Annotated in this window: 23 protein-coding genes and 1 pseudogene; 11 read left to right on the top strand and 13 right to left on the bottom strand. The window is 74.6% G+C overall.

Going from position 1 to position 26449, the window contains the following annotated elements; translation table 11 throughout:
• The first annotated feature begins 12 nt into the window (after positions 1-12).
• The gene (locus BS73_RS16245) at positions 13-813 is read left to right on the top strand and encodes an LOG family protein (RefSeq protein ID WP_037573136.1); all 801 of its coding nucleotides are present in this window, start codon (positions 13-15) and stop codon (positions 811-813) included.
• Positions 814-873: 60 nt separating this feature from the next.
• Here the strand turns inward: BS73_RS16245 and folP are convergent, their stop codons facing one another.
• Entirely contained in the window at positions 874-1686 is an 813-nt protein-coding gene (folP, locus tag BS73_RS16240) for a dihydropteroate synthase (RefSeq protein WP_051941448.1), read from the bottom strand.
• An 89-nt stretch (positions 1687-1775) separates the two neighbouring features.
• On the opposite strand from folP, the pseudogene BS73_RS40965 reads away from it, so the two are divergent.
• Both BS73_RS40965 and BS73_RS16235 read left to right on the top strand, forming a co-directional pair.
• Positions 1776-2075 (top strand): annotated as a pseudogene (locus tag BS73_RS40965) (hypothetical protein); the annotation flags it as partial.
• 295 nt (positions 2076-2370) lie between these two features.
• A complete protein-coding gene (locus BS73_RS16235; protein ID WP_037573132.1) occupies positions 2371-2949 on the top strand; it encodes a DNA-3-methyladenine glycosylase I in 579 nt (192 codons plus the stop codon).
• Between the two features lie 64 nt (positions 2950-3013).
• Here BS73_RS16235 and BS73_RS16230 read toward each other — a convergent pair whose 3' ends face one another.
• Positions 3014-3817 (bottom strand): enoyl-CoA hydratase-related protein, encoded by an 804-nt coding sequence (locus BS73_RS16230; protein ID WP_037573130.1) that lies wholly within the window; start codon positions 3815-3817, stop codon positions 3014-3016.
• Positions 3818-4132: 315 nt separating this feature from the next.
• Between BS73_RS16230 and BS73_RS36250 the strand changes: the two genes are divergently transcribed.
• Entirely contained in the window at positions 4133-4300 is a 168-nt protein-coding gene (locus BS73_RS36250) for a DUF3117 domain-containing protein (RefSeq protein ID WP_152617623.1), read from the top strand.
• Between the two features lie 886 nt (positions 4301-5186).
• On the opposite strand, the gene BS73_RS16225 is transcribed toward BS73_RS36250, so the two are convergent.
• A complete protein-coding gene (locus BS73_RS16225; RefSeq protein ID WP_051941447.1) occupies positions 5187-5819 on the bottom strand; it encodes an O-methyltransferase in 633 nt (210 codons plus the stop codon).
• Between the two features lie 376 nt (positions 5820-6195).
• On the opposite strand from BS73_RS16225, the gene sigE reads away from it, so the two are divergent.
• The 5 genes from sigE to BS73_RS16200 all read left to right on the top strand — a co-directional run bounded on the left by sigE (position 6196) and on the right by BS73_RS16200 (position 11853).
• Positions 6196-7056: an RNA polymerase sigma factor SigE gene (sigE, locus tag BS73_RS16220; protein ID WP_235215427.1), complete on the top strand. Its 861-nt coding sequence runs from the start codon at positions 6196-6198 to the stop codon at positions 7054-7056.
• Positions 7053-8321, top strand: a complete 1269-nt coding sequence (locus BS73_RS34700) for an anti-sigma factor family protein (RefSeq protein ID WP_084704112.1) — start codon at positions 7053-7055, stop codon at positions 8319-8321. The genes sigE and BS73_RS34700 overlap by 4 nt, the downstream gene beginning before the upstream one ends.
• A gap of 649 nt (positions 8322-8970) precedes the next feature.
• Positions 8971-10281 (top strand): S1C family serine protease, encoded by a 1311-nt coding sequence (locus BS73_RS16210; RefSeq protein WP_037573126.1) that lies wholly within the window; start codon positions 8971-8973, stop codon positions 10279-10281.
• 279 nt (positions 10282-10560) lie between these two features.
• Positions 10561-11031, top strand: coding sequence for a sec-independent translocase (locus BS73_RS16205; RefSeq protein WP_037573124.1), 471 nt, complete (start codon positions 10561-10563; stop codon positions 11029-11031).
• Between the two features lie 165 nt (positions 11032-11196).
• Entirely contained in the window at positions 11197-11853 is a 657-nt protein-coding gene (locus BS73_RS16200) for a hypothetical protein (protein ID WP_037573122.1), read from the top strand.
• Between the two features lie 234 nt (positions 11854-12087).
• Here the strand turns inward: BS73_RS16200 and BS73_RS16195 are convergent, their stop codons facing one another.
• The 4 genes from BS73_RS16195 to BS73_RS16180 all read right to left on the bottom strand — a co-directional run bounded on the left by BS73_RS16195 (position 12088) and on the right by BS73_RS16180 (position 16468).
• A complete protein-coding gene (locus BS73_RS16195; RefSeq protein WP_051939997.1) occupies positions 12088-13263 on the bottom strand; it encodes an Mrp/NBP35 family ATP-binding protein in 1176 nt (391 codons plus the stop codon).
• 91 nt (positions 13264-13354) lie between these two features.
• Positions 13355-13924, bottom strand: a complete 570-nt coding sequence (locus BS73_RS16190; RefSeq protein WP_051939996.1) for a DUF1003 domain-containing protein — start codon at positions 13922-13924, stop codon at positions 13355-13357.
• A 103-nt stretch (positions 13925-14027) separates the two neighbouring features.
• On the bottom strand, positions 14028-15377 hold the full coding sequence (locus tag BS73_RS16185) for a magnesium transporter MgtE N-terminal domain-containing protein (protein WP_037573120.1): 1350 nt from the start codon (positions 15375-15377) through the stop codon (positions 14028-14030).
• Positions 15378-15907: 530 nt separating this feature from the next.
• Positions 15908-16468 carry a hypothetical protein gene (locus tag BS73_RS16180; RefSeq protein ID WP_037573118.1) on the bottom strand — a complete coding sequence of 187 codons (561 nt, stop codon included), beginning with the start codon at positions 16466-16468 and terminating at the stop codon, positions 15908-15910.
• Between the two features lie 255 nt (positions 16469-16723).
• On the opposite strand from BS73_RS16180, the gene BS73_RS16175 reads away from it, so the two are divergent.
• The gene (locus BS73_RS16175; protein WP_051939995.1) at positions 16724-17728 is read left to right on the top strand and encodes a DMT family transporter; all 1005 of its coding nucleotides are present in this window, start codon (positions 16724-16726) and stop codon (positions 17726-17728) included.
• Here the strand turns inward: BS73_RS16175 and BS73_RS16170 are convergent.
• A complete protein-coding gene (locus BS73_RS16170; protein WP_037573116.1) occupies positions 17706-18848 on the bottom strand; it encodes a magnesium and cobalt transport protein CorA in 1143 nt (380 codons plus the stop codon). The genes BS73_RS16175 and BS73_RS16170 overlap by 23 nt on opposite strands.
• Before the next feature lie 682 nt (positions 18849-19530).
• Here BS73_RS16170 and BS73_RS16165 point away from each other — a divergent pair.
• Positions 19531-20181: a suppressor of fused domain protein gene (locus tag BS73_RS16165; RefSeq protein WP_051939994.1), complete on the top strand. Its 651-nt coding sequence runs from the start codon at positions 19531-19533 to the stop codon at positions 20179-20181.
• Positions 20182-20638: 457 nt separating this feature from the next.
• On the opposite strand, the gene BS73_RS16160 is transcribed toward BS73_RS16165, so the two are convergent.
• From BS73_RS16160 to BS73_RS16145, 5 genes are all read right to left on the bottom strand, one after another.
• The gene (locus BS73_RS16160) at positions 20639-21499 is read right to left on the bottom strand and encodes a PHP domain-containing protein (RefSeq protein WP_037573114.1); all 861 of its coding nucleotides are present in this window, start codon (positions 21497-21499) and stop codon (positions 20639-20641) included.
• 17 nt (positions 21500-21516) lie between these two features.
• Positions 21517-22173, bottom strand: coding sequence for a DUF6758 family protein (locus BS73_RS16155; RefSeq protein WP_037573112.1), 657 nt, complete (start codon positions 22171-22173; stop codon positions 21517-21519).
• Positions 22174-22414: 241 nt separating this feature from the next.
• Complete coding sequence (locus tag BS73_RS38765) at positions 22415-22579, bottom strand: hypothetical protein (protein ID WP_200886702.1); 165 nt, start codon at positions 22577-22579, stop codon at positions 22415-22417.
• A 337-nt stretch (positions 22580-22916) separates the two neighbouring features.
• Positions 22917-23804 carry an alpha/beta fold hydrolase gene (locus tag BS73_RS16150; RefSeq protein WP_037573110.1) on the bottom strand — a complete coding sequence of 296 codons (888 nt, stop codon included), beginning with the start codon at positions 23802-23804 and terminating at the stop codon, positions 22917-22919.
• A 133-nt stretch (positions 23805-23937) separates the two neighbouring features.
• A complete protein-coding gene (locus BS73_RS16145; protein ID WP_051939993.1) occupies positions 23938-26307 on the bottom strand; it encodes a DEAD/DEAH box helicase in 2370 nt (789 codons plus the stop codon).
• Between the last annotated feature and the right edge of the window lie 142 nt (positions 26308-26449).

The following is a 26449-nucleotide window of genomic DNA, read 5'->3' as shown; positions in this document are numbered from 1 at the left end:
TACCCTGCATTCATGACGGACAAGGACAAGAGCGCAGCGCAGAAGCCACGGCAGCAGCAGGAGAAGTACCGCGGGCCGGTCCTCCTCCGGGGAGGCCAGATCGACGCCGGCACCACGGACCAGCGGCTGCTGGACACCGCGGGACCGGCCGACTGGCTGCACACCGACCCGTGGCGGGTGCTGCGCATCCAGTCCGAGTTCGTCGAGGGCTTCGGCGCGCTGGCCGAACTCGGCCCCGCCATCAGCGTGTTCGGCTCGGCCCGCACGCCGGTCGACTCACCCGAGTACGCGGCCGGGGTCAAGCTCGGCCGGGCGATCTCCGAGGCCGGCTGGGCGGTCATCACCGGCGGCGGCCCCGGCGCGATGGAGGCCGCCAACCGGGGCGCCCACGAGGCCGGCGGCACCTCGGTCGGCCTCGGCATCGAGCTCCCCTTCGAGCAGGGCCTCAACCGCTACGTCGACCTGGGGCTGAACTTCCGCTACTTCTTCGTCCGCAAGACGATGTTCGTGAAGTACGCCCAGGGCTTCGTGGTCCTGCCCGGCGGCTTCGGCACCCTCGACGAGCTCTTCGAGGCCCTGACCCTGGTCCAGACCCGCAAGGTGACCCGCTTCCCGGTGGTCCTCTTCGGCCGCGAGTACTGGGGCGGGCTGCTGGAGTGGCTCCGCGGCACGGTGGTCGGCCAGGGCAAGGCGTCCCCCGCCGACCCCGACCTGGTCCACGTCGTCGACGACGTGGAGGAGGCCGTCGAGATCCTCCACGAGGCCCGCGAACACCGGAACGGCACGACGGCACTGCCGCACCGGCCGGAGTAGCCCCGCGGGAACCAGGGGCGCGGGAACAAGGTGGCGCGGGAACCGCGCGACGCGACGCCGCTACGCCAGCCCTCGCCGCGCCACCGCCGGCTCCCGCGTCCCCGCGATCGCGGCCACCATGTCCAGCGTCTCCCGCGTCTCCCGCACCTGGTGGACCCGGTACACCCGCGCTCCCAGCCACGCCGAGACCGCCGTGGTCGCCAGGGTCCCCAGCAGCCGCTCGTTCACCGGCCGGTCGATCGACTCCCCGACGAAGTCCTTGTTGGACAGGGAGACCAGCACCGGCCACCCGGTGTCCGCCATCTCCGGCAGCCGCCGGGTCGCCTCCAGCGAGTGGCGGGTGTTCTTACCGAAGTCATGGCCGGGATCGATGATCACCGACTCCCGCGGCACCCCCAGCTCCACCGCCCGCTCCGCGAGCCCCCGGGTGACCCGCAGGATGTCGGCCATCACGTCCGCGTACTCGACCCGGTGCGGCCGCGTCCGGGGCTCGGCCCCGCCCGCGTGGGTGCAGACCAGCCCCACCCGGTGCTTCGCCGCGACCTCGGCCAGCCCCGGATCCACCCCGCCCCAGGCGTCGTTCAGCAGGTCGGCCCCGACCTCGCAGACCGCGTCCCCGACCTCCGCCCGCCAGGTGTCGACGCTGATCACCACCTCGGGGTGGCGCCGCCGCAGCTCGGCCACGAACGGCACCGTCCGGCGCAGCTCCTCCTCGACGGTGACCTCCTCGCCGGGGCCGGCCTTCACCCCGCCGATGTCCAGGATGGCGGCGCCCTCCTCGATCGCCCGCGCCGCCGCGGCGAAGGCCGGCTCGTCGTCGAAGGTCGCCCCCTTGTCGAAGAACGAGTCGGGCGTCCGGTTGACGATGGCCATGATGACGAGCTCGTCGTCACCGAACTCCCGCTGTCCCAGCCTGAGCGGCGCCAAGGGTTCTCTCCTCCTCCACAGGTGAACCGTCCACCATGGACGAGACCGGTTGGTCCATCATGGTGGGCGTCCGGGCTCCGTTCAGCACGGTCCCGGAGCACCATGATCCCGCAGCGCTCGCGGCAAAACGAAGGAGTCCTCCGTTGTTCTGGCTGATCCTGCTCGTGATGGTCGTGGTGCTGGGCATCGCGGCGCTGGTCGCGCTGGGCGCGGGCGGCTCCCTGGAGGAGGCCGCGCCGGACCGGATCTCGGCGCGGCTGCCCGCCGAGCGCCCGATGAACCGCCAGGACGTCGAGGGCCTGCGGCTGCCGATGGCGCTGCGCGGCTACCGGATGGACGAGGTGGACACCGTCCTGGACCGGCTCGGCGCCGAGCTGGCGGAGCGGGACGGGCGGATCGCCGCCCTGGAGATCGCCCTCGCCGGCTCCCGCGCCGGCCACCACGGCGCCACCGCCGTCCATCCCCAGCCGCCCGCGCCGGCGGCCGGGCCCCGGCCGCAGGGCCCCCGGCGGCCGGACCCACCGGCCCCGAGCCCTCCACCGGCCCGCAGGCCGCCGGTCCTCAGCCCAGCGGCCCCCAGCCCACCGCGTCCCAGCCCACCGCGTCCCAGCCCACCGACGAGAGCGATCGATGATCCCCGCCTCCGCCGCGCTTCCCGGCCCCGACGGACTGCTCCGCTGCCCCTGGGGGCTGAGCGCCGACGACTACCGCGAGTACCACGACAGCGAGTGGGGCGTCCCGGTCCACGGCGACGACGCGCTGTTCGAGCGGATCTGCCTGGAGGCCTTCCAGTCCGGCCTCTCCTGGCTGACCATCCTCCGCCGCCGCGAGGGCTTCCGCCGCGCGTTCGACGGCTTCGCCATCGCCGAGGTCGCGGAGTACACCGAGGCGGACGCCGAGCGGCTTCTCGCCGACCCCGGCATCATCCGCAACCGCGCGAAGATCGCCGCCGCGATCGCCAACGCGCGGGCCGCGCGCGAGCTCGGCGCGGGTGAACTGGACGCCCTCATCTGGTCCTTCGCCCCCGATCCCGCGCCCGCCGCGCCGAAGACGCCGGCCGACGTCCCCGCCACCACCCCGGAGTCCACCGCCCTCGCCAAGTCCCTCAAGCGGCACGGCTTCCGCTTCGTGGGACCGACCACCGCGTACGCCCTGATGCAGGCCTGCGGCCTGGTCAACGACCACCTGGCGGACTGTCACGCGCGCTGAGCCGTACCGGCCCGCGGGCTCGCTGACCCGGCCGCCCCGCCTGCCGCCTTACCGCCCTGCCGCCCTACCGCCCCAGAAAGCGCGGGGTCTCCTTCTTCAGGAAGGCCTCCACCGCGATCGCGTGATCCTCCGACGCGCCCGCGAGCGTCTGCAACTCGTCCTCCTTCTCCAGCGCGGCGACCAGCCCCCGCCCGGCGCCGTACGCCAGCGACTCCTTGATCGCCCCGTACGCCACCGTCGGTCCCTCCGCCAGCCGCACCGCGAACTCCCTTGCCTGGTCGGCGAGTTCGGCCGCCGACAGGACCCGGGTGGCCAGCCCCAGTTCCAGTGCCTCGGGCGCCTTCACCGTCCGCGGGAACATCAGCAGCTCGGTCGCCCGCGCATGCCCGACCAGCCGCGGCAGCGTCCAGGACGCCCCCGAGTCGGCGGTCAGCGCGACCCCGGCGAACGAGGTGTTGAACCCGGCCGTCTCGGCGACCAGCCGGAAGTCGCAGGCCCAGGCCAGCGCCGCGCCCGCGCCCGCCGCGACCCCGTTGACCGCGGCCACCACCGGCTTCCGCATCGTGGCCAGCGAGGTGACCAGCGGGTTGTAGTGCTCGGACACCGTGGACAGCGCGGCCTTCCCGCCGTTCCGCGCCTCCTCCAGCTTCTGGATGTGCTCCTTGAGGTCCTGCCCCACGCAGAACGCCCGGTCGCCCGCACCGGTCAGCAGCACGGCCCGGACGTCCGGGTCCGCCGCGGCCCGCGCGGCGGCGTCCCGCAGGGCGACCTTGGTCTCGGTGTCCAGGGCGTTCATCGCCTCGGGACGGTTGATGACGATGCTCGCGACGCCGTCGGCGAGCCGGTACAGGACGGGAGTGTCGGCCATGGCCTCAGCATGCCCGAGGGCACGGAAGCCGAAGGATGTGATGTGGGACACTCTCCCCCCGCGTGTCGCGTCCTTCGGGGCCCTGGGACCGGGGGTGCCGATTTCGCCATCGGACAACGGATCTGAAGAGCAGTCGGAAACCGCGAAGCACGCGTTCGAACGTGCCGTGGGGGACGGCCGGGGCGGGTGAGAACAGTGATGTTGGTCATCGGGTGGCCGAATGCGGGATAATGGCATCCGATCAATGCGTTCGATATCCGCCGGGTGACGGGTGGCGGGTACGAGTCCCAGCAGGTTGCAGGAAGGGGAACCAGCATGGCGGCCATGAAGCCGCGGACGGGCGATGGCCCGCTCGAGGTGACCAAGGAGGGGCGGGGCATCGTCATGCGAGTGCCGCTCGAAGGCGGTGGACGGCTCGTGGTCGAGCTCACCCCCGATGAGGCCACGGCACTGGGCGAGGAGCTGAAGAAGGTCACCGGCTGAGCGCCTGCGGCTGAGAACTCCCGGTCCCGGCGGCCCCTCCGGCAGGAGGCGGCCGCCGGGCCCGTTCGCCTCACCCCTGGCCCGCGCCGCCCCCGCCCGCCGGGCCTGCCCGGCCTGCGGGCGTGCCCGTCCGCCGGGGCTCGCCCGGCCCGGCAGGCCTGCCGGGTCCGCCGGGCCTGTGGGCTGCCGGCTTCGCCGGGCCTGCGGCCTGCCGGGTCCGCCGGGCTTGCGGTCTGCCGGGCCTACGGCTTGCTGGGGCTGAGACCTGCCGGCTTTCGCCGGGCTTGCGGCCTGCCGGCTACGCCGGGCCTGCGGCCTGCCGGCTACGCCGGGCCTGCGGCCAGCCGGGTCCGCCGGGCCTGCCCGTCCGCTGGGCCTGCGGTCTGCCGGGGCCGCTGAGCCTGCTGTCTGCCGGGCCTGCGGCTCGCCGGGACTGAGGCCTGCTGGCTTCGCTGGGCCTGTGGACCGCCGTGCCTGCGGCCCGCCGGGTCCGCCAGGCCTACCCGGCTCGCCGGGCTTGCGGCCTGCCGGGCTTGCGGTCTGCCGGGTCCGCGGTCTGCGGGGCGCGCCGGGGCTGCGAGTCCGCCCAGCGGCGGATCACCCCGTGCGTCCGGTCCGGCTGTCATCGCTTCGGCTGGCATCCGGCCGCAGCTCTCTGGCCGACGGCGGGCCGTCCGATCCGCCCGGTGCCGCCGTTCCAGGTCGCCGGCCGGGCGCTTGGCGCTGACGGCTCCCTGGCGCTGCCGGGCCCTTGGCGCTGTCGGCCCCGGTCCGCCCGGCCTATCGGGCTCGCCGGGCCGTCTCGGCCCGCTGCGCGCCGTCCGGCGGCTCGGGGGGTCGGGGCGGCCCGGCGCCCGTCAGCCCTCACCCGTCGTCCCTCGCGTCCTCATCGCCCCCGCGCGGCGCACAGCAGGCCGCGGCCTAGCGGTAGCAGCGCGCCCGTGGCGCCCCAGGAGTCCGCGTCCCGGGCCAGTTCTCTGCGCAGGAACGGTTCTCCCGCGCTTCCGACGCCGTCGAAGCAGACCAGCCCGCCGGGGCGCAGCAGCCGCAGCGCCTCGCGCAGGTACACGACGGCCTCCGGCTCGGACCGGTCGCCGCCCCCGTTCGTCACCCCGAGTCCCTCCTCGTCGAACCCGTCGTCGAAGACGTCCACGAAGACGCAGTCGTACCCGCCGTCCGCCAGCCGCGGCAGCACCTCCAGGCCGGCCCCCGGGATCAGCCGGGTCCGGTTCGGTGCGAAGCCCGCCGCGCCGAAGCACTCCCGCGCCTGCCGCTGCCGGTCCGGCTCGACGTCCACGGTGGTCAGCACCCCACCCGCGCGCATCCCGCGCAGCAGGTGGAGCCCCGAGACGCCGGTGCCGGTGCCGATCTCCACCACCGACTTGGCGTCCAGCAGCGTGGTGAGCAGCCGCAGCACCGCCCCGGTGCCGGGGGAGACCGCCCGCACCCCGGCCCGCTCGGCCTGAGCCCTGGCGTGCCGCAGCACCTCGTCCTCCGGTGCGGCGAAGGCGTCGGCCAGCGAGGCGGCGGCAGAGAGGGTGGCGCGGTGCTCGTCTCGGCCCGCCCGTCCGCGCGGCGGACGCCGTCCGCGCGGATCCCGATAACCGGTGATCGCTGCCTCCCCGCAAGGCCGTTGCCGCGGTGCCCGACGGACACCCTCGATGGCGCCATCGTCGGCCGAGGGCCGCCACCTGTCAGCACCTTTCAGCCAAAGGTTAATGGCTGGATCGGGAACCGCCCGGAGAGCCCGGCCGTTGCCCCGATGACACTCCAGAGAACCGCGCACCGGCCGAACGGTCGGCGTCCTGCGCCGGAAGATCCGCGTGATCCCACCGTGATCTCCGTGAAAGCGCAGGCCGCAGGCTGTTTATCCGGTCCTGACGGGCGAGGCGGATATGGTAGGGGCCCTGCTTGGCAGAAGAGCCGAACGAGGAGGTGTGGCTGAGGTCGGCACCTCGACGTGGCGTCAGTTCCGTGGCCGCGCCCGAGTGTCGGTCCATACGCCGAAGCCCGTGAGCGAGTCGAAGTCTGAGTCTGAGGCGGCCGCGCAGCAGCTTCCCGGAAACGAGAAGACCACCGCGACCTTCCACGAGGAGTCCGCCTCCTCCTGGACGCCCCCCTCCTGGGAGGAGATCGTCCAGACGCACAGCGCCCGGGTGTACCGCCTCGCCTACCGCCTGACGGGTAACCAGCACGACGCCGAGGACCTCACGCAGGAGGTCTTCGTCCGCGTCTTCCGCTCGCTGTCGACGTACACCCCCGGCACCTTCGAGGGGTGGCTGCACCGCATCACCACCAACCTCTTCCTGGACATGGTCCGCCGACGGCAGCGGATCCGCTTCGACGCCCTCGCCGAGGACGCGGCGGAGCGCCTGGCCAGCCGCGAGCCGTCGCCCGCCCAGCACTTCAGCGACACCCACTTCGACGCGGACGTCCAGCACGCGCTGGACACCCTCGCCCCGGAGTTCCGCGCGGCCGTGGTCCTCTGCGACATCGAGGGCCTCTCCTACGAGGAGATCGCGGCCACCCTGGGCGTCAAGCTCGGCACCGTGCGCAGCAGGATCCACCGCGGCCGGGCACACCTCCGCTCGGCCCTCAAGCACCGTGCGCCGGGCCTGGTGGAGGGCCGCGAGCGGCGCGGCGGGGCGCAGGACGCCCCCGCCCCCGTGGTCGAGCAGTCCGCCGCGGAGCAGACCGCCGCCTCGGTGCTGGCGGGAGCGGACGGCGGCGGCCCCGGTGGGAGGCTGACGCGGTGAGCGAACAGCCCCACCTCACTCCGGAGCCCCAACCCCAGCCTGAATCCGGCACCGGAGTGGAGTCCCGTACGCATGCCCGGCCGACCGAGGCCGGCGCCTCCGCCGCCCCGTCCACCCGGCGCAGCCGGCTCTCCGTGGTACGCGGCGCGGCCTCCCGCCGCCCGGATCGCCCGGAGAAGGCGGAGCACCCCGAGAAGGCGGACAAGGCCGAACGGGCCGAGAAGGCCGAACGGGCCGACAAGGCCGACCGCACGGCCAAGCCGGAGAGCGCTTCCGAGCGGATCGGCTCCCACAAGATCATCCCGCTGCGCAGCGTCGGCAGCGCCGCGAACCCGTCCGGCGCCCTCGCCGAGCCGGCCCCGGTCCCGGACGACCACCACCTCGGCGACCGCCTGGCCGCCTTCGTGGACGGCGAGTTGGACCACGACTCCCGCGAGCGCGTCCAGGCCCACCTGGCCACCTGCCCCGACTGCCTGGCCGAGGCGGAGGACCACCGCCGGATGAAGGACCTCCTCGGCGGCAGCGCCGGTCCTTCCCCCAGCGACCTCTTCACCTCCCGCCTGATGTCCATCGCCGCCGGCGACCCCGAAGATCGCGACTCCGGCTCCCCGGGCGCCGGCGCGGACACCGAGGGCCTCCCGGGCCTCGGCGACGGCCCCGCCACCGGCGGCACCGGCTCCGGTACGGGCAGCTCCTGGTCGATGTTCCGGCAGGGCGGCTTCGGCAGCGGCGGCCTCGGCCGCGGCAGCTTCGGCGGGTCGAGCCTCTTCGGCGCCGGCTCGTTCGGCGGCGGGGCGCTGGGCGCGGACCGCCCGGTGCCGGGCGTCGACCCGCGCGCCGAGCGCGGCGGCCGCGGCGGACTCCGCCCGCTCGCCGCCTCCGCCTCCGCGGCACCGTCCGCGGGAGCGACGCCCCCGTCCCCGCCCTCGACCGCGGTCGAGCCCGCCGAGCGGGCGCTGCCGCACCGCGGCCGCCGGTTCGTCTTCGTCGCCGCCGGGGCGTTCTCGGTGGCCGCGGTGGCCATCACCGGCGCGCTGAGCAGCCTCGGCTCCACCGAGGGCCAGAGCACGATCGAGGAACCGTACGGCAACGTCAGCCCGGTCGCCGACGCGCGCCCCGGTGGGGGAGCGGAGGCCGGCGGGCTGGGCGGCCCGGCGCCGGTGGAGACCGCCGTCGTGCGGAGCGGCCTGCCGCTCGACGTCCCCGCGGCGTCGGCGAGCGAGTCCGCCACCGCCCTCCCGTCCGCACTCGACGACCGGCGCTGACCGCCGGGACAGATCGTTCCCGGGGGGTGCCGAGGGTCCTCCGGCGCTGATTGAATCGGCGTCGGGGGGCCCTTTTCCGACCGGGAACGACCGTGGAGCGCGCGCAGCGATGACAGCGGACAACCGCGCCAAGCCAGAACCTCCGTGCAGCCACGAGCAGCCCACGGCCGAGCCCACGACCGCCCACCCCCCGACAGCCCCCGGCACCGCCGGATCTTCGGCTGACGCCGGGGGAATCGCTGCCGCCGCTCTGGCCGCCGCCGACGAGCAGCGCTCCTCTACCCCCGACTCTTCGGCTGCCGCCGCCCCGTCCGCCGCAGGCGAGCAGACTGCGGCCACGGAGCAGGCCGCCGACGGCCCGTCAGCTGCCCGCGGGCCGGCCGCTGCCGCGGACCCCTCGCCCGCCGGTGAGCGGGCCGCTGCCGCCGGCGAGCGAGCGTCCTCCGGGGACTCCGCATCGCCCGTCGCCCCCGCCTGGTGGAGCCGTCCCGGCCCGCAGGCGGACGGGGACCCTGCCGCCGGCACCGGCAGCAGCCCCGGCGCCGGCCCCGGCCCCGGCAGCAGCCCCGGCGCCGCTCGCGCGCCCTTCCGTCGCCCCCCGCTGCCGCCTCCGCCTGTCACCCCCGGGGCGATCCGCCGTCGTCCCCGGTTGAGCCCCGCCGCCAGGACCGTTGTCGGCGGGGTGGTGATCACGGTGCTGGCCGGGCTGCTCGGCGGTACCGTCGGCGCCGTGGTGCAGGGCGAGAACCAGGGCGGCCGGGTCACCCTCCGCCCGGTCGCCTCGGACTCGGCCGGCGCGCGCCGGGCCCCCGACAGCGCGGCCGGAATCGCCCGGGCCGCCCTCCCCGGGGTCGTCTACATCCGGGCCGCCCCGGCTGCCGCCAGCACCCCCGCCTCCAGCGCTCCCGGCGCCCCGACCGGCCCGGCCCGGCCCGGCGGCCCCGGGAGCCGGCTCCGCCCCGCCGACGTGGGCGCGGGGATCGTCCTCGACGGCCACGGCCGGATCCTGACCAACGACCACGTCATCGCCCCCGACGGCAAGGCGCTCGCCCAGCTGACCGTCACCTTCTCCACCGGCCAGCAGCACCAGGCCCGGCTGATCGGCCGGGACCCCGGCTCCGACCTGGCCGTGATCCAGGTCTCCGGCGTCTCCGGGCTGCGCCCGCTGCCGCTCGGCGACTCCGACCAGGTGCAGGTGGGCGACCCGGTGATGGCCATCGGCGCGCCGTTCGGCCTGGAGGGCACGGTCACCTCCGGCATCGTCAGCGCCCGCGACCGCCCGATCGTCTCCGGCCCGGACGCCGCCGCCGAGAACGACCTCGACGGCGACGAGAGCGCCGCCGGCGGAGCGCCCACCGGCACCGCCGCTCCCACCCCGGCGCCGGGGACCACCACCGACGTCTCGTACCTGGACACCCTGCAGACCGACGCCCCGATCAACCCGGGCAACTCCGGCGGTCCGCTGCTCGACGCCGCGGGCCGAGTGATCGGCGTCGACACCACCCTCCGCTCGGGCGGCGACGCCACCGCCGACGCCCCGCTGGACCAGGGCGCGCAGTCCGGCAGCGTCGGCCTCGGCTTCGCCATCCCGATGAACCAAGCCGCCTGGGTGGCCGAGCAGTTGATCAACAACGGCCGCGTCCGGCATGCCGTCCTGGGTGTGACCCTCAACACGTCGTACCAGTCCGCCGGCGCCGCGGTCGCGCTCTCCTCCATCGCCGGGAGGCCGGCGGTCAGCCCGGGCGGCGCCGCCGCGCGGGCCGGCGTCCGGCCGGGCGACGTCATCACCGCGATCGCCGGGGAGCCGGTCACCGACTCCGACGACCTGCTGGTCTTCGTCCGGGCCCACCACCCCGGCGACTCCGTCCCGCTCACCGTCCGCCGCGGCGGACGCAGCCTCGACCTCCGGGCCCGCCTCACCGCCACGACCGCCACCGACACCGGCCCCGACGAGGGTTGAGCCCCGGGGTCACGGCCCGGGGGGCTCAGCCCCGGGCTCTGCCGCCGAACGGCGATTGGCCGCTTGCGGCCTGACTCCCGTTCAGCACCTCGCCCCCGCGTCCACATGTGGCCCGAATCACACTCCACCCCCACCGATGAGCCGTCAAAACCCTCCATTACGGTCATCCGTTGGGATGGGATTCCCACCCGTTTCCGATGCGGTTCACAGACGCCGGGGTCCCTCAGAACGATTCGGCGATTACCCTGGTCCCACGAACCGATACCAGGGGAGCTCAAGGTGTTCTTCGACATAGGTCCATTCGAGATGGTGGCGCTCGTGGTCCTAGCTGTCGTCATCTTCGGGCCGGACAAGCTCCCCAAGGTCATCTCCGAGGTGATGGGGTTCATCCGCAAGGTGCGGGAGTTCTCCGACAGCGCCAAGGCGGACATCCGGCAGGAGCTGGGTCCGGAGTTCCAGGACCTGGACTTCTCCGACCTCACCCCGCGCGGCTTCGTCAAGAAGAACCTCCTCGACAACCCCAGGATCAAGACCTCGGGCGAGCTCCAGGAACTGCGCGAGCTGCGGAACGGCTTCGATCTGGACGGCATCCGCGACGACGTCCGCACCCTCACCTCCGCGCCCTCCGACGGGGACGCCGCACCCTCTTCCGGCGGTGTCGACACGGCCACCCGCGACGACTCCGGTTCGGGCCCGGCACGCCGCCAAGACGCCGACGAGCGCCCCCCGTTCGACCCCGACGCCACCTGACGAATCACTCAGCTGATCACTCCGGCCGCCGGGCTTCGCATATTCTGCTCTGCGCGAGCGTCCGCGTGCGCCCTTGCGGACCTCGCGCAGCGGTTTCAGCGGTTTCAGCCGATTCAGCAGCAGTACCCCCTGCGGGGGGACTCCCAGGCGAGGAGGGCCGAGAGGATGGACACGGCGAGTCGCTCCACCGACACAGCCGCGGACGACCTGCTCGACGGTTATCTGAGTGCGGACTTCTCCTGGTACAGCTTGGACGACGCCTGGACGGGGCCGCGCTGGCTGCTCCCCGTCGGCAACTCCGGCGGAGGGGGCGGCAAAGGCACGGGCGGCAACGGCACGGTCGACTACGGCTCGATCGGCCACGGCGACCGGCCGGCCCCCGCGCACCAGATGGACACCGTCCGGGGCGAGAGCAGGTTCGTGGTCGTGGTGACGGTCGCCCAGCGCCCCGGGCGCCGGCTCGGCGACGGCACCGGAACCCTGGAGGCCACCTCGGTCTCCTCGGCCGCCTGGCTGGCCGCCTCCGGCCTCCTCGCGGTCACCTGGCCGGAGGGCCTGGACCGCGGCCTCCGCCAGGACTGGCTCGAACAGCAGTCCGCGCTGGCCTGGGACTTGGCCGACGACCTGGAGGGCGAGGGCTGGTCCCCGCTGACCCTCCCCGTCAACGGCACTCCCCAGCCGTTCCGCTACCGCGAGTCCGAATACGGCTGGGTCCTGGCCGGCGACGCCCCCGGCGTCCACCTGGGCGCCTACGGCCGAGGCGTGAGCGCCTACGGCCTGGGCTTCACCACGGTCACCGACATCGCCGCCTACGCGGACTAGCGCCCGGCCCCCCGTCGCCCCGGAACGAGCCCGCAGGGCGAGTCCAGGGGCGCGGGGAACCGCGCGCCCAGCCGCGAAAGGCGGGGGCGCGGCATCAGCCCCCGGGGCCCCCGGGGCGGGCGAGACGCCGGCGAAACGCGAAGGGACGGGGCGCGCGGAGAAACCGAACCGCCGTCCCCATCCCCGCTCCACATCCCACCGGACCAGCAACCGGAACGGGAAGCGGAACCCGACCTAGAACTTGTTCCGCGGCGTGAGCCCCAGCGACATCCCGGACAACCCCCGCTGCCGAACGCCCAGCTTCCCGGCGACGTCCCGCAGCGCCGCCCCCGCCGGCGACCCGGGATCGGACAGCACGACGGGAGTCCCGTCGTCCCCGCCCTCCCGCAGCCGAACGTCGATGGGGATGTTCCCCAGCACCGGAACCGTCGCCCCGGTGGCCCGGGTCAGCGCGTCCGCGACGGTCTGCCCGCCACCCGTGCCGAACACGTCGACCATCTCGCCGCAGTGCGGACAGGGCATCCCGGACATGTTCTCGATGACGCCCACGATCTTCTGGTGGGTCTGCAGCGCGATCGTCCCGGCCCGCTCGGCGACCTCCGCCGCCGCCTGCTGAGGCGTCGTCACCAGCAGGATCTCCGCCCCCGGAATCAGCTGCGCGACCGAGATCGCGATGTCACCGGTCCCCGGCGGCAGGTCCAGCAGCAGCACGTCCAGGTCGCCCCAGTAGACGTCCGCGAGGAACTGCTGCAGCGCCCGGTGGAGCATCGGCCCGCGCCAGACCACCGGCGCGTTGCCGGGCGTGAACATCCCGATCGAGATGACCTTCACGCCGTGCGAGGACGGCGGCATGATCATGTCCTCGACCTGGGTCGGCCGCCCCTCGACACCCAGCATCCGGGGCACGCTGTGACCGTAGATGTCGGCGTCCACCACCGCGACCTTCAGCCCGTCGGCGGCCATCGCCGCCGCCAGGTTCACCGTCACGGAGGACTTCCCGACGCCGCCCTTCCCGGAGGCCACCGCGTACACCCGGGTCAGCGAGTTGGGCTTGGCGAACGGGATCTCCCGCTCCGCCGCCCCGCCCCGCAGCATCTGCGAGAGCTCCTGCCGCTGCTCGGCGCTCATCACGTCCAACTCGACCTCGACCGAGCTGATCCCGGAGACCCGCCCGACGGCCGTCGTCACGTTCTGGGTGATGGTCTCCCGCATGGGACAGCCGGAGACGGTGAGGTACACCGCGACCTTCGCCGCGCCGTCGGGGGCGATCTCGACCGACTTCACCATCCCCAGTTCGGTGATGGGCCGGTGGATCTCCGGGTCCTGGACGGTGCTCAGCGCCTCACGCACCGACTCCTCGAGAGCCGTCGCGGCGCCGTCGCCCTGGACGTCCTGCGTGTCAGAAGCCATGCACCCGATGGTACGGCGCCCCCGAGCCGTCCAGAACCGCCGCCCCGAGCGGTCTGCGTCACTCCTGGCGCGACTCCCCGCGGGCGCCCCGTCACTCCTGCGGGAGGGCCGCCCCCGACTCCGCCATCCCGTCCAACTCCCCGCGCTGCTCCAGCTCCTTCATCAGGGTCTGCAGCTCCGACCGGAGGAAGTCCCGGGTCGCCACCTCGCCGAGCCCCTGCCGCAGCGCGGCGACCTCGCGCACCAGGAACTCGGTGTCCGCGATGTTCCGCGCGGCGCGGTCGCGGTCCTGCTCCATGCTGACCCGGTCCCGGTCGTCCTGTCTGTTCTGCGCCAGCAGGATCAGCGGCGCGGCGTACGAGGCCTGCAGCGAGAGCGCCAGCGTGAGGAAGATGAACGGGTACTGGTCGAACCGCAGCGCCGCCGGCACCGACACGTTCCAGACGACCCACACCAGGATCACCACGGTCATCCAGACGATGAACCGGCCCGTGCCCATGAACCGCGCGAAGCGCTCGGAGAGCCGGCCGAAGGCGTCCGGGTCGAGCGAGGGCATCCGCATCATCCGCTGCTTGCGCAGCTGCGGCTGGTCCAGCCGGTCCCGCCGGGAGCGCGCCGCCACGGCGTCCGCGCGCGGCGGCGTCCGGCCGGGCGCGGCCACTACCTGACGCCCCGTCGGACGGTTGCCGTTCGCCCGCCCGCCCGCCGACCCCTGCCGGCGCTCCTGCCTTCTCTCCAGCCTCCGCTCGCGCTCGCGGTCGCGGTCAGCTCCCACCGTCGATCACCCCCTCCTCCGCGTAAGCCTCCTGCGCCCCCTGGACGTTCTGCGCGTCCTCCGCCCCCCGGTGGTGCCCGGCCGAGTCCCGCCAGTCCGAGGGGAGGAGATGGTCCAGCACGTCGTCGACGGTCACCACGCCGAGCAGGTGGTCCAGCTCGTCGACCACCGGGGCCGCCACCAGGTTGTACGAGGCCAGATAGCTGGTGACCTGCGGAAGTTCGGTCTCCGGCCCGAGCGGGTCCAGCGAGTCGTCGACGATCGACCCGACCAGGGTGTACGGGGGCTCCCGCAGCAGCTTCTGGAAGTGGACGGTGCCGAGGTACATCCCGGTGGGGGTCTCCAGCGGCGCCCGGCAGACGAAGACCTGCGCCGCGAGCGCCGCCTTGACGTCCTGCTCCCGCACCCGCGCCAGCGCCTCCGCGACGCTGGCGTCCGGGCTGAGCACGATCGGCTCGCTGGTCATCAGGCCACCGGCGGTGTTCTCGTCGTAGCTGAGCAGCCGGCGTACCGGCTCCGCCTCCTGAGGCTCCATCAGCTGGAGCAGCCGCTCCGACTCCTCGGGGGGCAGCTCCGAGAGGAGGTCGGCGGCGTCGTCCGGATCCATCGCCTCCAGGACGTCCGCGGCCCGCTCGTCCTGCAGCTCGCCGATGATCTCGACCTGGTGGTCCTCCGGCAGCTCCTCCAGCACGTCGGCCAGCCGCTCGTCGTCCAGCGCCGCCGCGACCTCGGACCGCCGCTTCGGCGACAGATGGTGGAGGACGTTCGCCAGGTCCGCCGGGCGCAGCTTCTCGAAGGTCGCCAGCAGGTTGGCGGCGCCCTGGTCCTGCTCGCTCAGCGAGAAGCCGGAGACCCCCGACCAGTCCACCACCAGCGTCTCGCCGCGTCCGCGGCGCAGCCGGCCGGGCTTCTTGCCGCGCTGCACGAAGACCTTGTCGATGTCCCACTCGCGGTTCCGCACCTTGGCCATCGACACGTCCAGCACGACGGCCTCTTCACCGGGCTCGCCGTAGCCGCCGGAGCCGGTGAAGGCGACCTGGCGGTCCAGCAGCTCGCCCAGCACCAGCGTCTCACCGGGGCGCTGCTGGAACCGGCGGAGGTTGACCGTGCCGGTCGTGATGACCTGCCCCGCCTCCATGGTCGTCACCCGGGTGATCGGCATGAAGATCCGCCGCCGGCTGACGACCTCCACCACGAACCCCAGGACACGCGGCGGCCGCCCGCCGGGACGCAGGCTCACCACCACATCGCGCAGCCGCCCGACCTGATCCCCATTCGGATCGAACACGGGCGCGTCGGCAAGGTGGGATATGAAGATCCGGGACGATGCTCCGGCCATGGATCCGACTCACTTCCTACGCCGCCCGCTTCGCCAGGCCCCCAGGCTACCCACCCACCCCCACCCCAGCCCCCCAAGATCCCCCACCCGAGGGTGAGAGCTCCACAAGACTCCCCGCCTCCGCCTCCCTACGCCACCGCCCCCGCAGGCAGCCCCGCAGGCGCGCCCTGGGGGCGCGGGGAACTGCGCGCCCGGCCTCCTACGGCGCCGCACTCGCCGACGCGCCTCCCGTTGCCGCCCGTCAGGCGCCCACCCGCAGGTTCCCGCCGGCAGCACCGCAGGCGCCCCCCTGGGGGCGCGGGGAACTGCGCGCCCGACCCCCCACGGCGCCGCACTCGCCGACGCGCCCTCCGTTGCCGCCCGTCAGGCGAGACCCACCCGCAGGTCCCCGCCGGCAGCACCACCGGCGCCCCCCAGGGGCGCGGGGAACTGCGCGCCCGACCCCCACGGCGCCGCACCCGCCGACGCGCCCCCCGTTGCCGCCCCCACGCGAAACCCCGGCCCGCCGGGTGGGTGGGTGGGCAGAAAGATCAGCTCGCGTCCCGCCCCCGCCCCCGCCCCCGGCGAAACAGCAACCGCGGCAGCGCCGCCGGAACCCGCTCGCGCGTAGTCGCCCCCGTCGCGACCGCCCGCGCCGCCAACGATCCCGCAGGCTGCGCCCCCGGCCCCGCCGAGATCCCGCCCGCCGGCTCCAACCGCAGCACCCGCGAGGACGCCGCCCATCGCTCCAGCACCCCCGCGAAGTCCGGCGCGTTCAGCCGCTTCCCCTTCAGCTCCTCCGCGGTCTCCGCCCACCGCTCGCTGCCCGGCGCCAGCTCGACCACCCGCGCCGGCCAGGCGACCAGCCGCCCCCACTTGTCCTTGCTGCGCACGGTGACGACGGCCTCCGCGCCGTCCACCAGCCCCGCCGGCAGCGGCTGCTCCTGGCCCCCGCCCACCACCGCGACGGCCCCGTCGTGCCACACATGCCACAACGCCTGATCAACGCCACCAGCACCATCGTCCGCGCCCACCCGCACCCACACCAGCGCGGACTTCTTCGCCGACTCCTCGACCAGCGCCCGGTCCACCATCACGTCGCCACCGCTCATGCGCCCACCCTATTCGCCGCCCCGTCCCGCTCCGCCCCGTCCCGCTCCGCCCCGTCCCGCTCCGCCCCGTCCCGCTCCGCCCAGCCCCGCTCCGCCCAGCCCCGCTCCGCCCAGCCCCGCCCAGCCCCGCGCTGCCCCGCGCCGCGCCGCCGCCCGCGCCCGACCTGTCCGACAACCCACTCGCCCCCACCCCCGACAGCTACGTACGATCGTCAGACCCCTTACCGCACCACCCACCGCCCCGGAGAGCCGCCCGTGCCCCGCCCGACCGTCCCCGCCGCCGGCACCCCCGCCACCCCCGGCGCGAACCCCGGCGCCGCCCCCGAGGCGACCGCTCCCGCGCCCTCCCCGCACGGCACTCCCCGCGCCGTCCCCCCGGTCGACTACCTCTTCCTCGCCCTCGCGGTCAGCGGCGTCGCCGCCTCCGCCCCCCTGATCAGCGCGACCGCCGCACCCGCCCTGGCGATCGCCTTCTGGCGGAACGCCATGGCCGCCGGCGTCCTGGGTCCGATCGCCCTCCTCCGCCGCCCGCACCGCACGGAGCTCCGCGAGCTGCTCACCGGACTCCTCCGGAACGGCCGCCGCGACCTCCTGCTCTGCTGCCTGGCCGGCCTCTTCCTCGCGGTCCACTTCGGCCTCTGGCTGCCCAGCCTCCGGATGACCTCGGTCGCCGCGTCGACCGCGCTCTGCACGACGACCCCACTCTGGACGACCCTGTTCCTGCGGCTGCGCGGCCACCGCGCCCCCGCGCTCACCTGGATCGGCGTCTGCCTCGCCTTCGGCGGGGTCCTCGTCCTCACCGGCTTCGACCTGACCGTCTCGGCCCGGGCGCTCACCGGTGACCTGATGGCGTTGGCCGCCGGCATCGCCGCGGCCGGCTACTTCCTGATCGGCTCCCGCGTCCGGCGGACCGTCAGCACCACCGCGTACACCACGGTCTGCTACTCGACGACCGCCGTCGCCCTTCTCCTGACCTGCCTTTTCTCCGGTCAGGCGCTCGCCGGCTACGCGGCCTCCGACTGGTGGAAGATCGTCGGCCTGACCGTCGCCGCCCAGTTCGTCGGCCACACCCTCAGCAACCGGGTGGTCGGCAGCCTCGGCGCGCCCCTCGTCTCCACCGCGATCCTGCTGGAGACCCCGCTCGCCGCCGTGATCGCCGGATTCTGGCTCGGCCAGATCCCGTCCGCCGCCGTCTACCCGGCGGTGGCCATGGTGCTGGCCGGCCTCGTCCTGGTGATCAGAGCCAACCGTTCTTCTTGAAGCCCCGGTAGATGGCGACGCAGACGCCCAGGATCAACCCGAGCACCAGCGGATAGCCGTACTTCCAGTGGAGCTCGGGCATGTGGGTGAAGTTCATCCCGTAGACGCCGGTGACCATGGTCGGCACGGCGAGGATCGCCGCCCAGGCGGTGATCTTCCGCATGTCCTCGTTCTGCACCACCGTCACCTGCGCCAGGTTGGCCTGCAGGATCGAGTTGAGCAGCTCGTCGAAGGAGAGCACCTGCTCGTTGACCCGGGCGAGGTGGTCGGCGACGTCCCGGAAGTACTTCTGCACCTCCGGGTCGATCAGCCGGTTCGGCCGCTCGGAGAGCAGCTGCATCGGCCGCAGCAGTGGCGCCGACGCCCGCTTGAACTCCAGCACCTCGCGCTTCAGCTGGTAGATCCGTCCGGCGTCCGACCCCTTCCGCCGGTCCTGCGAGAAGACGTCGATCTCGACCTCGTCGACGTCCGTCTGCAACGCGTCGCAGACCGTCAGGTAGTTGTCCACCACCTGGTCGGCGATCGCGTGGAGGACCGCCGAGGGGCCCTTGGCCAGCAGCGCCTCGTCCTGCTCCAGCGCCCGCCGCAGGGCGCGCAGCGAACCGTGGCCGCCGTGCCGCACGGTGATGACGAAGTCGATCCCGGTGAAGACCATGATCTCGCCGGTGTCGACCACCTCGCTGACCGGCGTCAGCTCGCTGTGCTCGATGTACCGCACCGTCTTGAAGACGGTGAAGACCATGTCGTCGTACCGCTCGGACTTGGGCCGCTGGTGGGCGTGGACGGCGTCCTCCACGGCCAGCGGGTGGAGGCCGAAGCGGTGGGCGATCCCCTCGAACTCCTCCTCGGTCGGCTCGTGGAGGCCGATCCAGACGAAGGCGCCGTCCCCGCCGGTGCCGGGCTCGCCGCCGAGGCGCCCGCCGCCGCGCGCGCCGTTCTCGCGCACCGCGCGCAGGGCTTCGCGCGGGGTGCACCGATCGCCGGTGCGCCGGCCGTCGCGGTAGACGGCGCAGTCCACCACCGCACTGCTGCGGTGGCCGTCCTGGCCGCGGCGGTCCTCACGGCGATCACGCCGCCGGCTGGGACGGACGGCGGAACGCAGATCACGGATCATCGACAAGACGGGCTCCTTCACAGGCGCCCCACCTCACCGTCCGCGTACCGGGGATGACCCCCGGCCGGGCGGACGGCCGGTGACGCACCGTCAGGGCACGGTGGGGCAGGCACCACCGTGCGGAAACGTCACTTCGTGTCGTGCGTGAAGGTGCTCTCCAGCGCCTTGGGGCCGGGCAGGGTGGATCGGTGACCACGGAGGCCGGTGAGGGCCGTCGAGGACGCCGGGACCGAGTCCGGCGGAAATCGCGCTGAGGCGGCTACGCAGGCCGTGATCAGGAGTGCGGGACCACGGCCTGGGGCAACGGCGCGGGAGAGCAGCTGGTACTGGAAGGTCGGCTATCCACCCGCGAACCACCTCCCTGGGCCGGCCCCCGCGGGGGCGTTGGTCTCCGTCTCGGCAGCGGCGGTCTCTCGACTCCGCGCGGCGCGGCTCCGGACCGTACGCGGTCCTCCACGGGGCGCTGTGTGTACCTGCCACTGTCGGTGCAGCGGCCAACTCTACCAGCCAGGAAGCCCCCGCCGGCGCAGTCCGCCGCGCCCGCCGCCACTGGGACGAGGCCGTGACGCGCCCGCTCCACGTCCGTGATGCGACCCGGCCCGGCGGACGCCTGGCCGAACGCCCCACCGGGCGCCCCGCGACGCAGGCCACCGCTGAACACCCCACACCACTCGACTACCCTCGCCGCATGTCCGACAACGCACCACTCGCCCACGGGGAGCTCGACCCCCGACAGATCCGCGCCGCGGTCGAGGCCCGGCTGATCACCGCGCTGGGCGAGCCGGACGGCCGCGCCGCCGTGACCTTCCTCGGCGCGGACCGCATCGAGGTCCTGCGCTTCCCGGCCGGCCCGGCCGCGAGAGGCGAGTCGGACGTCGTCCGCTACGCCACCCTCGGCATGTCGCTGGCGCCGATGGCCGACCCCGCCGACCCCACCCCGGACCCGGTCCGCGGGCCGCGCGCCGAACTGCTGCTGAGCGTCCGCGCCGGATCCGGCGTGAAGGTCGACGAGATCCTCCGCCCGCTGGCCGTCTTCGCCGCCGCACCGCAGGTCGAGGGTCTTGTGGTGGCCCCCGGCGCCTCGCTCGACGCCGGCAGCCCGCTGTGGTCGGGGACCCCGTTCACCGCCGTCCTGGTCGCCGAGCCCGGCGGGCTGGTCGAGGACCTCGAACTCCCGGCCCCGGCCGACCCGGTGCGCTTCCTTCCGCTCCTCCCGATGACCCCCAACGAGGCCGCCCACAAACGCGTCCACGGCGCCGCCGCCCTCCAGGACCGCTGGCTCACCCACGCCACCGACCTCCGCGACCCCCACCGCAAACAGGTCCCCCTCACCGACTGACCCACCACCACCCCAAGCCGACACCAGCACCCGCCCCCGCCATCCAGGCCCCGCAGGGCCGCGCCCCCCACAGGGGCGCGGGGAACGGCGCGCCCAGCCACCGCCGGCGCCGCACCCGGCCACGCCGCCCGAGTTGCCGCCCGTACTCCGCTCCCCACGGTCCCGGGGGGCCGCCGCGCCCCCCACAGGGGCGCGGGGAACGGCGCGCCCAGCCGCCCTCGGCGCCGCACCCGGCCCCGCCGCCCGAGTTGCCGCCCGTACTCCGCTCCCCCCGGGCGCCGGGGACCGCCCCCGCAGGGCCGCGCCCTCCACAGGGGCGCGGGGAACGGCGCGCCCAGCCGCCCTCGGCGCCGCACCCGGCCACGCCGCCCGAGTTGCCGCCCGTACTCCGCTCTCCCCGGTCCCGGGGGGCCGCCGCGTCCCCCGCAGGGGCGCGGGGAACGGCGCAGACCCCCCGTCAGCCCGCCAGCAGCGTCGCCCCCGTCGCCCCCGCGATCAGCGTCTCGAACGCCTCGGGTGTCGTCACCTCGTCGCCGAGGCGGACGCCCTTCCGCGTGCCGTGGTAGTCGCTGGAGCCGGTGGCGACCAGTCCCAACTCCCCAGCCAGCCCCCGCAGTCGCCCCCGCGTCTCCGCGTCGTGGTCGACATGGTCGACCTCCAGGCCCGCCAGCCCCGCCGCCGCCAGCCGCCCGATCGTCTCCTCGGAGACCGTCCGCCCCCGCTTGACCGCCCCCGGGTGCGCGAAGACCGCCACGCCCCCCGCCCCCCGCACCAGCCGCAGCGCCTCGAACGGGTCGGTCTCCCGCTTCCTGACGTCCGCCCGCCCCCCGTTGGCCAGCCACTCCTCGGTGAAGGCCTCGTCCACCGACCCCACGACCCCCGCCTCCACCAGCGCCGAGGCCACATGCGGCCGCCCCACGGACCCGTCCCCGGCGATCTCCAGGACCCGTTCCCAGCTGATCGGGGCTCCCAGCTCGCGGCACCGGCGCACGATCGCCTCGGCCCGTCGCACCCGGTCGTTCCGCACCAGCTCCCGCTCCCGCGCGAACTCCGGCTCCTCGGGGTCGAACAGGTACGCCAGCATGTGGATGCTGACCCCCTCCACCCGGCAGGACAGCTCGGCCCCCCGCACCAGCGTCAGCCCACGCCCCTCGGGGAGCCGGCCGAGCGCCGCCTCCGCCTCCGCGTACCCGCCCACCGTGTCGTGGTCGGTCAGCGCGACCACGTCCAGCCCGGCCGCGGCCGCGTTCCACACCAGCTCGCCAGGGGAGTCCGTGCCGTCCGACGCGTTCGAATGGGTGTGCAGATCAATGCGCATACGCGCAAGCCTACTGATCAGGCCGCACCCCACGGCTGGGCGAGGATCCGCGGTGAGAGCGCACCGCAGGGCAGCAGCTCCAGCTCCGCGCCCGCGTCCCGCAGGTCCGTCAGCACCAGCTCGTCGTACATCATCACCCCGGCCTGCTCGGGCCAGGCGACGGCCCACAGCCACAGCCCCCGGGCCTCGCCGACGAAGACCGCCCGGTCGTCCGGCGCGTCCGGCACATGCCACAGCGGCGTCGGCCGCCCCGCCGCCATCACCTTGGTCTGCGGGGCCCGTTTGGCGGTGATCTCCGGCCCGGGGTCCGGCCCGTCGATCCCCGCGTACCGGGCGCCGAGTCCCACGCCCAGCTCCTCGGCGATCAGCACCAGCTCCCCGGCGCCGCCGAGCGGCCCCGGGCCCGAGCAGGCCACCGCGGTCGCCCGTGCTCCTGACACGTCGTCACCGGCGTGGGCGATACCGGTGAAGAGCCAGCCCACCGGCAGCGGCCAGGGCATCCAGACGGGTACCTGGGAACGGGCGACGGCCACCCCGAGCGCCTCCACACTGGGCGGCACCACCGGCTGCAGGGGGTGGACGGCGCCGTGCGCGTCGCACTGCCAGGTGTCGGTGAAGAGGCCGGGGGCGCGGACACGGCCCCCGCACCTCGGGCAACTGGGCTCGCCCCTCATAGGCCCCAACGGTCCTCCGTCCTCAGCGCCACGTCAAGGACGATCACCCGTGCGGGTGGCGGCGGTGTCCGCGCCGTACCACCTCGCAAAGCCCCACGCCAGGCGGGTGCCCCGCCCATGCGAAAGGCCCGCGGCCGGCGGGAGCACCATGGTGCTCCCGCCGGCCGCGGGCCCGGTCCGAATGAGTCATGCGGAGACGCCGCACTGACGCGGCATCACCTGGCGGACCGTCACGGTCGCGTCAGGCGACGGCCTTCAGGGCCTGGACGGCTAGCGGCCGGATATAGATCCGGTCCCCGTTGGACGCTGCTTCGTCCACAGCCTCGCGTACGCCTGCGGCGTCCACGACCCGGCGATCCGTTGCCGAACCGTCGGTCTCGCTGAGACGCATGATCTCAAAACGCATGGGCCTCTCCCTTCCTGACCTCGTACGAGGACGAAGTACGGGCGGTGCTGGCATCACAGCTCCGCGTCCGCACGCCCGCGCAGCCTCGCCGTTCGCGACGTCCTCGGTCGGCGGCCGGTCGGCCGGTCGGCGGGTACGCCGAAGGGTCCCGACGGATCCTCGTCGCGAAGCGGGCGCGCGCCAGGGGCGCATCGGAGTGCGGAGCATCCGCGGCCGCCGCTTCGCGGCCGCGACACATGTGGTCCAACGTGACGCACGTGCCGGATGATTCCCGGCTATGGAAAATTTTATCTTGGCTAATGAAAGTTGTCTCGCGGTTTCGGCGCTTTCCTGACGGCTACGAGGCCGTGGCCGAAGCCTTGGCCCAGAAGCCGCCCAACGCGGCCGCCGTCGCTGCCGGCCGCTCGGCGTTGGGCGAGTGCCCCGCGCCCTGGACCCGCACATACCCGCCGCCGAGCCGCGCAGCCATCTCCTCCTGCGCGGACACCGGCCACACGTAGTCCGTGTCCCCGGAGACCACCTGCGCCGCCAGGCCCGCCTCCGCGAGCACCCCGGCCAGCGCGTCCACCCGGTCCGGCTCCGACATCAGCCGGCGCCCCATCGCCGTCAGCGCGGCCGGCACGTTCGCCAGCCACCGGCGATGGATGAACTCCGCCACGCCCGGACCCAGTCGCGGCGGTTCACCTTCCGCGGCCTCGGCCGCCATGGACTGCATCACCTGCCAGATGGACTCCATGTCCATTCCGGCCAGCGCGTCCAGCAGCATCCGGGTCCGCTCGACCTCGGCCGGGGCGATCTGCCCCGGGCCGGTGCTCATCAGCGTCAGCGAGCTCCACCGCAGCGCGTCCCGCAGCACGGCCTCCCGGGCCACGAAGCCCCCGAAGGAGTGCCCCAGCAGATGCGGCCGGTCTCCGACGGCGTCTGCCACGGCCAGCAGGTCGAGCGCCAACTCGTCCAGCGCGTAAGGCGATTCGTCGTCCTCCGGCCCGGAGGTCTGGTACTGCCCGCGCTGGTCGTACGCCACCACCCGGAAGCCCGCCCGGAGCAGCGGTTCGAGGAGCGCGATGAAGTCCTCCTTGCTGCCCGTGTATCCGGGCACCAGGAGAGCGGTGCCCTGCGGCGCTCCGGCCGGCAGCGCCTCGTGTGCGGCGAACTCGCCGCGCGGGGTCGCCAGACGCAGCGCGCGCGCCCCGACCGGCAGGGCCACGAACGGCGGAGTACTCATCGCGACGCGCTCCTTCCAAGCTCCCCCGAGCCGGAAGCCTAGCCGCCGCTGATTACCCCCGTGTATCGCGAGGGCGTCCCGATGGTGCCCAACGCACCTTCGGGACGCCCCACGCGTCGCATCGGCCTGCCGGCTACTCGGCAGCGCCCGCCGGCACCCGGCCCTCGTCCGCGGCACCGGCCTGCGCCGGCACCGAGGCGGCCCGCTTCCGCGGCGCCCGGGTACGGGCCGGCTTCGCCGGAGCCTCGTCCCCGGCGGCCTCGCCGTCCACCGCGGCGACGGCCTTCTTGGCCGCCGTCTTCCGCACCCGCTTCGGCTTCGCCTCGGCGGCCTTCGCCTCGGCGGCGCCGGCGGCCTCGACCGCCTCGGCGGCCTCCGCGGTGCTCGCCTTGGCCGCGGCGGCCTTGCGGGTACGGGTGGCCCGCTTGGGCTTCTCCGCGACGGGGGCCTCGGCGGCCTCGGTCTCGGCCGGCGCCTCGGTCGCGACCGCGAGCGCGGCCTCGGCCTTGGCCGGCGCCGCCTTGCGGGTCCGGGTGGTCCGCTTCGGCTTGTCCTCGGCCTTGACCTCGGCCTCGACCTCGGTCACCGCCTCGGCGCTGTCCGCTGGGGCGGCCGCCGCGGTCTTGCGCGCCCTGGGCGCCCGCTTCGGCTTCTCCGCGACCGCCACCTCGGCCGGTGCGGCGGCGACAGCCTCGGCGGCGTCAGCGGCGGCGACCGGCTCGGCGGCCTCCGCGACCTCGTCCGCCACGGCCTTCGGCGCGGTCGACTTCCGCGCGCGGGTCCGCTTCGGCTTCTCCTCGACGACCGTCGCGACCGGCGCCTCGACGGGCGCGGCCTCGACCACCGCCGGCTCCTGGCTCAGCGGCTCGACCGCAGTGGCGGCCTCGACCGCCGCGTGCTGCCCCGAGCGCTTCCGGTTACGGCCGCGCTTGCCACGCGTCCCCGAACCGGCCGAACCGGTCGACTCGGCCGGCTCCGCCACGGCGGTCGGTGCCTCGGAGGGCGCGGGAGTCCCGGCCTCCGGAGCGCCCTCGATCGGGACGCCGTTGCGCAGCCGCCGCCGCTCGCGCGACCGGTCGCGCTTCTGGCGGCGCTCGCGCTCGCCGGACTCGTCCTCCCGCGCCCGGTCCCGGTCACGCCCGGGGCCGCGGTCACGGTCCCGGCCGCGCCCGTCCCGACCGCGTCCGTCACGGTCACGGTCACGGTCGCGCCCGCGGCCGTCCCGCCCGCGCGGGCCGCGCCCGCCGCCCGGCTCGCCGAGGTCCTCGATCTCCTCGGCCTCCAGGCCGGCCCGGGTCCGGGCCGCCCGCGGCAGCACGCCCTTGGTGCCCGCCGGGATGTTCAGCTCCTCGGCGAAGTGCGGGGACGTCGAGTACGTCTCCACCGGCTCCGGGAAGCCCAGGTCGAGCGCCTTGTTGATGAGCGCCCAGCGCGGGACGTCGTCCCAGTCCACGAAGGTGACCGCGGTGCCGGAGGCGCCGGCGCGACCGGTGCGGCCGATCCGGTGGAGGTAGGTCTTCTCGTCGTCCGGGCACTGGAAGTTGACGACGTGGGTGACGTTCTCCACGTCGATGCCGCGCGCCGCGACGTCCGTGCAGACCAGGACGTCGATCTTGCCGTTCCGGAAGGCCCGCAGGGCCTGCTCGCGCGCGCCCTGCCCGAGGTCGCCGTGGACGGAGCCGGCCGCGAACCCGCGGTCCTGCAGCTGCTCGGCGACGGCGGCGGTGGTCCGCTTGGTCCGGCAGAAGATCATCGCCAGACCGCGGCCCTCGGCCTGCAGCATCTTGGCGATCATCTCGACCTTGTCCATCGAGTGGGCGCGGTAGATGTGCTGGGAGACCGAGCGGACGGTGGCGCCGCTGTCCTCCGGGTCGGCGGCCCGGATGTGCATCGGCTGGTTCATGTACCGGCGGGCCAGGCCGACGACCTCGCCCGGCATGGTGGCCGAGAAGAGCATCGTCTGGCGGTCCGACGGCAGCTGCTCGACGATCCGCTCGACGTCCGGCAGGAAGCCGAGGTCCAGCATCTCGTCGGCCTCGTCGAGCACCAGCGTCTCGACCTCGCTGAGCACCAGCTTCTTCTGCCGGGCCAGGTCGAGGAGCCGGCCGGGGGTGCCGACGACCACGTCGACGCCCTTCTGCAGGGCCTCGATCTGCGGCTCGTAGGCGCGGCCGCCGTAGATCGACAGCACCCGCACGTTGCGGGCCTTGCCGGCGGTCTGGAGGTCGTTGGCGACCTGGGTGCAGAGCTCGCGGGTCGGCACCACGACCAGTGCCTGGGGATTGTCGCTGACCTCGTCCTGGAAGGACCGGCCGTAGTCGACGTCCGCCTGGACGACGACGTTCTCCAGGATCGGCAGCCCGAAGCCGAGGGTCTTGCCGGTGCCGGTCTTGGCCTGCCCGATCACGTCGTGCCCGGCGAGCGCGACCGGCAGGGTCAGCTCCTGGATGGGGAAGGGATGGATGATGCCGACGGCCTCGAGGGCCTCGGCGGTCTCGGGCATGATCCCGAGATCGCGGAACGTCTTGGTGGACAGGGTGCTGCCTCTTCCGTGTGGGCGGGGCCGACCGGCGGGACTTCCGGGCGCCGCCTCCCCGCGGCTCCCGGGCGGGCTTGCCGCTGCCCGGGGCGGGGCGGTTGCGCGC

The organism is Phaeacidiphilus oryzae TH49 (assembly GCF_000744815.1).
Classification (GTDB): domain Bacteria; phylum Actinomycetota; class Actinomycetes; order Streptomycetales; family Streptomycetaceae; genus Phaeacidiphilus; species Phaeacidiphilus oryzae.
Note: the sequence above shows the minus strand (reverse complement) of the source record. Positions and strands in the feature narration are given on the sequence as shown.

Excerpts from the sequence above, each read along its gene's own strand:
- BS73_RS16155 (WP_037573112.1), bottom strand. The coding sequence starts at position 22,173 with ATGAGGGGCGAGCCCAGTTGCCCGAGGTGCGGGGGCCGTGTCCGCGCC.
- BS73_RS38765 (WP_200886702.1), bottom strand. The coding sequence starts at position 22,579 with ATGCGTTTTGAGATCATGCGTCTCAGCGAGACCGACGGTTCGGCAACG.
- BS73_RS16235 (WP_037573132.1), top strand. The coding sequence starts at position 2,371 with ATGATCCCCGCCTCCGCCGCGCTTCCCGGCCCCGACGGACTGCTCCGC.
- BS73_RS16230 (WP_037573130.1), bottom strand. The coding sequence starts at position 3,817 with ATGGCCGACACTCCCGTCCTGTACCGGCTCGCCGACGGCGTCGCGAGC.
- BS73_RS16150 (WP_037573110.1), bottom strand. The coding sequence starts at position 23,804 with ATGAGTACTCCGCCGTTCGTGGCCCTGCCGGTCGGGGCGCGCGCGCTG.
- BS73_RS16165 (WP_051939994.1), top strand. The coding sequence starts at position 19,531 with ATGTCCGACAACGCACCACTCGCCCACGGGGAGCTCGACCCCCGACAG.
- BS73_RS16145 (WP_051939993.1), bottom strand. The coding sequence starts at position 26,307 with ATGCCCGAGACCGCCGAGGCCCTCGAGGCCGTCGGCATCATCCATCCC.
- BS73_RS16200 (WP_037573122.1), top strand. The coding sequence starts at position 11,197 with ATGGACACGGCGAGTCGCTCCACCGACACAGCCGCGGACGACCTGCTC.
- BS73_RS16195 (WP_051939997.1), bottom strand. The coding sequence starts at position 13,263 with ATGGCTTCTGACACGCAGGACGTCCAGGGCGACGGCGCCGCGACGGCT.
- BS73_RS16245 (WP_037573136.1), top strand. The coding sequence starts at position 13 with ATGACGGACAAGGACAAGAGCGCAGCGCAGAAGCCACGGCAGCAGCAG.
- BS73_RS16180 (WP_037573118.1), bottom strand. The coding sequence starts at position 16,468 with ATGAGCGGTGGCGACGTGATGGTGGACCGGGCGCTGGTCGAGGAGTCG.
- BS73_RS16160 (WP_037573114.1), bottom strand. The coding sequence starts at position 21,499 with ATGCGCATTGATCTGCACACCCATTCGAACGCGTCGGACGGCACGGAC.
- folP (WP_051941448.1), bottom strand. The coding sequence starts at position 1,686 with ATGGCCATCGTCAACCGGACGCCCGACTCGTTCTTCGACAAGGGGGCG.
- BS73_RS16185 (WP_037573120.1), bottom strand. The coding sequence starts at position 15,377 with ATGGCCGGAGCATCGTCCCGGATCTTCATATCCCACCTTGCCGACGCG.
- sigE (WP_235215427.1), top strand. The coding sequence starts at position 6,196 with ATGGTAGGGGCCCTGCTTGGCAGAAGAGCCGAACGAGGAGGTGTGGCT.
- BS73_RS36250 (WP_152617623.1), top strand. The coding sequence starts at position 4,133 with ATGGCGGCCATGAAGCCGCGGACGGGCGATGGCCCGCTCGAGGTGACC.